The 4736-nt window shown below is 59.3% G+C and carries 5 protein-coding genes and 1 pseudogene; 2 read left to right on the forward strand and 4 right to left on the reverse strand.

Translation table 11 applies throughout. The features are described from left to right. The 4 genes and pseudogenes from AAAC48_RS19410 to AAAC48_RS19425 all read right to left on the reverse strand — a co-directional run. Positions 1-111, reverse strand: a pseudogene (locus tag AAAC48_RS19410) (3-oxoacyl-ACP reductase); the annotation flags it as partial. A gap of 299 nt (positions 112-410) precedes the next feature. Continuing rightward, positions 411-884 (reverse strand): VOC family protein, encoded by a 474-nt coding sequence (locus tag AAAC48_RS19415; RefSeq protein WP_340655759.1) that lies wholly within the window; start codon positions 882-884, stop codon positions 411-413. 227 nt (positions 885-1111) lie between these two features. After that, positions 1112-2302: an aminotransferase class I/II-fold pyridoxal phosphate-dependent enzyme gene (locus AAAC48_RS19420; RefSeq protein ID WP_340655760.1), complete on the reverse strand. Its 1191-nt coding sequence runs from the start codon at positions 2300-2302 to the stop codon at positions 1112-1114. A 268-nt stretch (positions 2303-2570) separates the two neighbouring features. Next, the gene (locus AAAC48_RS19425; RefSeq protein ID WP_340655761.1) at positions 2571-3476 is read right to left on the reverse strand and encodes a LysR family transcriptional regulator; all 906 of its coding nucleotides are present in this window, start codon (positions 3474-3476) and stop codon (positions 2571-2573) included. A gap of 110 nt (positions 3477-3586) precedes the next feature. On the opposite strand from AAAC48_RS19425, the gene AAAC48_RS19430 reads away from it, so the two are divergent. Next, a complete protein-coding gene (locus AAAC48_RS19430) occupies positions 3587-4180 on the forward strand; it encodes an isochorismatase family protein (RefSeq protein ID WP_340655762.1) in 594 nt (197 codons plus the stop codon). Positions 4181-4217: 37 nt separating this feature from the next. Further along, positions 4218-4736: pirin family protein (locus AAAC48_RS19435; RefSeq protein ID WP_340655763.1), on the forward strand; the 519-nt coding region annotated here is incomplete at its 3' end.

A 4736-nucleotide genomic window follows, 5' to 3' on the forward strand; every position in this document is an offset into this window, starting at 1 on the left:
GTCGGAGCCTGCTGCAGCGCATGCAAGAGCGCATGCTCGGCCTATCCCGCGTGACGCACCTGTCACCAACGTCACTTTTCCTGCAAGACCGAAATCAGGTGCGTGTTTGATCTGGTTATCCACGATACTCCTCCAAGAATCGTCCGGCCCACAGCGCCGCGCTGGCGGTTTGACGCCTTACCAAGCCCACTCGCATAGCAAGCTTCGAGCACCCGCCGCTGTGAGCACAAGTACGTTACGGTTACAACAATCGCCGATGCCAATTCAGCGAGATGTTTCTGAATGTCCGTTACCGATCAAAACCGTCGCTTGGAATGTCCGCTTTGCGCCGCCGATACTGTTCTCTAATGGGTCAAGGGCGGCCAGAAGCGGACGCTCTGGCAAAAAATCCCGCCCGACGCGATGGTGCCTCAGCCGCGCCGAGCCGCTTCGATCACCCCAACGTCGATCTTCCTCATGGTCATCATCGCATCGAAAGCACGCTTTGCTTGATCACCGCCTGCCGCGAGCGCTTCGGTCAGAACGCGCGGTGTGATCTGCCAGGACACACCCCACTTGTCTTTGCACCAGCCACAGTCACTTTCCCGGCCACCATTGCCGACAATGGCGTTCCAGTAGCGGTCGGTTTCTTCCTGATCGTCAGTTGCGATTTGAAATGAGAAGGCTTCGTTGTGTTTGAACGCGGAACCGCCGTTCAGGCCGATACAAGGAATACCCGCAACGGTGAATTCAACAACCAATACGTCTCCCTGCTTACCCTCTGGATAATTACCAGGTGCACGAATGACGGCACCCAATGCGCTGTCGGGAAAAGTCTCTGCGTAGAAGCGGGCGGCAGCCTCGGCGTCTTTGTCGTACCACAGGCAGATCGTGTTCTTTGTCATTGGATGGTCCTTTCGCTCTTCGAATTGACGGAATATACGGCCCTAAGGACGAACGAGGCTTTGCCAATCCGACACCAGATTGAGCTGTCATTGAAGTAAAATTATTCAGACCTCTCGCTTCAGGGTTTTGACCGAGATCAGGTGAGGACCCGCTTCGCGCCACAAGCGGACTAAATGTGTCCGATCCGACGTCAGCAGCCCTTGTGTGAGCTCCTGCTCGCCAGGAGTTAGGCTGCAACTTCGCGGATCGCTCGCGCAAAAACGGGCAAAGAGCGTTCCACCATGCCATCGTTTGCAGTCAAACTGATCCGCAGACGTCCAGGCAATTGGGCGACGCTGCCGGGCAGCACCCAGACACCATCAGTTGCGAGACGTGCCGCGAAGGCCATGTCGTCCGGTATTGGGGAGCGTGGAATGAGATAGAAGGTACCTTCAGGCACCGGCAGGTCGTATCCCGCTGCCCTCAAACCTTCGACCATGCGATCGCGGCGCCGCGCGAGGACTGCGACATCTATGCTGAGCTTCTCGAGATCAGGCAGTGCCCGCTGCAGCGTACGGCCGGCGAAAGCCCAACCGTGCGAAACCTGCGCCATGTCGACAGCCTCGCGCAGCCTTATGCGATCGGCCTCGGGCATGTCCGCCCCGAGTGCGAGCCAGCCCAGGCGCTCGCCGGGCGCGAGTAAGGTCTTGCCGAAGGAATAGGCGATCAGCGTGTGCGGGTAGCTCTCGGCCGGACTGATATGAGCATGGCCGTCAAACACCAGTCGCGCATAGGGCTCGTCGGCAAGGAGATAAATCACCTTGCCAAATCTTTCGGACGCGGCCGCGAGCTTGTCGGCGAGCGCGTCGAGTTGAGCGCGGGGAAAGATGCGGCCGGTCGGGTTGTGCGGCGTGTTGACCACCACCACGCGGGTGCGCGGGGTGATCGCTGCCTCGATCCTTTCGAGATCGAGGTCATAGGTTCCCGGTGCTAGGTCGACGGCGACGGGTGTCCCTGCCGCGCCGCGAATCTGGGCTCCATAGGCGAACCAGCCGGGACGCGGATAGATGACCTCCTCTCCCACCTCGAGCACGGCGAGCAGCGCAGCCGCTATCGCGCCGAACCCTCCCGCGGTGATCGCAATGTCGTCTGGCTTGTAGTCCCGGCTTCGCGCCTGGCTAAGCGAACGGGCCACCGTTTCGCGCGCCAGCGCTTCGTACTTTTTATAACCGAACCAGTGAACATCCTGTGGCTCGACGTGGCGGATCAATGCATCGACAAATCCACGCAACGGCGTTTCCTGCGGATTGCCGAACATGAAATCGCAGGCATCGGGCCCCAGGCCGTCGCCCTCCAGGACGTTTCGCGCAAAATCCATGACTGTGCGCATTTCCTCGGTGACGGCGAGCATCCGGCTGGACACGGTGGCGATTGGCACGACGCATTCCCTCTACTGAGGCGGCGCATGTCCCCTCGACGAAACCGCCCCTTGCCTCCATTAACATTTTTGGCGGCATGCGCGTAGCAGAAAGTTCTTGTGCATTTCCCGATGCTGCAGAGGACCGATGTCTCCGAGTAACGCAGTCAACAAAAAGCCCTCGACAGGAGGCGGCCGCTTTGGGCCCACAAGCCGTCATTGCGACCGTTGCAGACGTGGACATATCGAAGTGGGGAAGAAGCGAAGAATTTATCGACTTCGAATCTATCTAAGGCGACGCTTGCCCTATTTTGAACGCTTCGGTGAACTCGGCCACAATCGCTTTGATCAGTCGCCCCGTGATACGGTCTTTCTGCCAGAGGGCAGTCATCTCGACAGGTGACGGCTCCCAGTCCGGCAAGACGCGGACGAGAGTTCCGGATTTCAGTTCTGTCTCGATCATGAAGTTCGGCAGGTTGACGATGCCGAGTCCTGCCACCGCGGCATCGATTAGGATGGTCTGCCGGTTCGCCGCAAACCCAATTTTAGGGGTGACGGTCGTCGTTACGCCGTCACGGTTTCGCAAATTCCACTCAACCAAATCGCGCCTGATCGCAAGCGCAGGAACATCGTGCAGGTCTTGCGGCTCCTTAATATCGTGATTTTCTGCCACATATTTAGGACTGGCGACGAGCGTTCGGGGGAGGCTCGCGATCTTCTTGAACGCCAAACCCGAGTCGGCGACCGAACCCATACGGACAACCAGGTCATAACCTTCCTCGATCAAAGACACCCTACGGTCGGCAAGCGTCATCTCGATCATCACGTCCGGATAGCGAGACTTGAAACTGATCAGTGCGGGGGCGAGGACCTGCGTCGCCATGTCGGGCGGCAAGGAGAGCCGGACGGTCCCCGACAGCGCGACTTTCTCGTCCTGGACCCCGGCGACCGCTTCCTCGGCTAGCATGAACGCCTCATGGCTTCGGTCGTAGAGCTGCTGCCCGTGTTCGGTCAGCATGACGCCCTTCTTGGTCCGCCGGACGAGGCGCACGTTCAAGGCCTCCTCCAGCGCCGAAAGCCTGCGCGAAAGCGTGGCCTTGGGAATGCCAGTGGCGCGTTCGGCCGCAGCCAAACCCCCGGCCTGGGCGATGCGAATGAACAGCGCGAGGCCGTCGAAATCTCCAAATGTCTTCATGTTTCATAAATGGAACATGACGTGCGCACTTTTCAAGTCTCCCCAGTCTATCGTTCCACCCCTACTTTCACTGGCGAGCGATGACGCTCTTCAAACAAGGAGATCACATCATGTCCAAACTGTTCACACCTGAAAATTCCGCGCTGCTTCTGATCGACCATCAAGTCGGCACGATGCAACTGATCAAGAACATCGACGTCGATCAGGCCAAGCGCATGTCGCTGGCGCTGGCCAAGGCCGCCAGCATCCTGGGCATCCCGACCGTGCTAACGTCCAGCCAGGAAGACCGGGTTCAGGGTCCACTGTTGCCGGAACTGCAGGAAATCCTTCCCGAGGCCTTCGAGAAGCGGGTCAAGCGCGAAGGCATCGTCAACGCCTGGACCGACGCCAACTTCAGGGCCGCGGTTGAAGCGACAGGGCGTAAGAACCTGATCATGGCTGGCGTCACGACCGACGTCTGCTTGGTCTTCCCCGCGATCGACGCCGTTGGTGAAGGTTACAACGTGCAGGCCGTCATGGACGCTTCGGGTTCGCCCTTCGATCTCTCCGAAGATATGTCCCGCCGCCGCATGCAGGATGCAGGCGTCATCCTGACGGCGACGAACACCGTCATCGCCGAACTCGCCCAGAACTGGGGCACGGAGGACGGGCAGAAGCTCATCCAGTTGCTGTTCACCGAAGTCCTTCCGCCCATCAAGTCGTGACCGTTATCGCGCCCTGCGCGACGAAAGAAGCAAAGACATGACCACAAAAACAACTCCGATCAAGTGGATCGGTATCGTACCACCCGAAACCCATCAGCAGCGGGCGCACGGACCGTTCCAGCTCCGCCGAATCCGTCCCGGCATCATGTTGGGACAGCAGGATGACGCAGGGTTTGGCGGGCTTGGAACGATCGATCATGCGAAACTCCAGCCTGGCCTCGTCGTGAAGATGCACGAGCACCGCAACGACGAGATCATCAGCTACATACGCGCAGGCCGTATGAAGCACACCGACTCCGCCGGACGAAGCGAGGTCATCTCCTCAGACCGTCTGATGGTCATGAACGCTGGCCACGGCTTCTCTCACGAGGAAGAAGTGGTCGGCGGCGATCAGATCGAGATGCTCCAGATATTCGTCAGGCCCGAGATGGCCGAAATGAAACAGGACGTCCAGTTCGTCGAACTCGAAGAGGCGGACCGTAATGGCCAGTGGCGGCTACTGACAGGACCGATCGGATCGACAGCGCCCACTTTCGTCCGTCAGGCGGTCTACCTC

The sequence above is a fragment of the Phyllobacterium sp. genome (assembly GCF_037994405.1).
GTDB lineage: Bacteria > Pseudomonadota > Alphaproteobacteria > Rhizobiales > Rhizobiaceae > Phyllobacterium.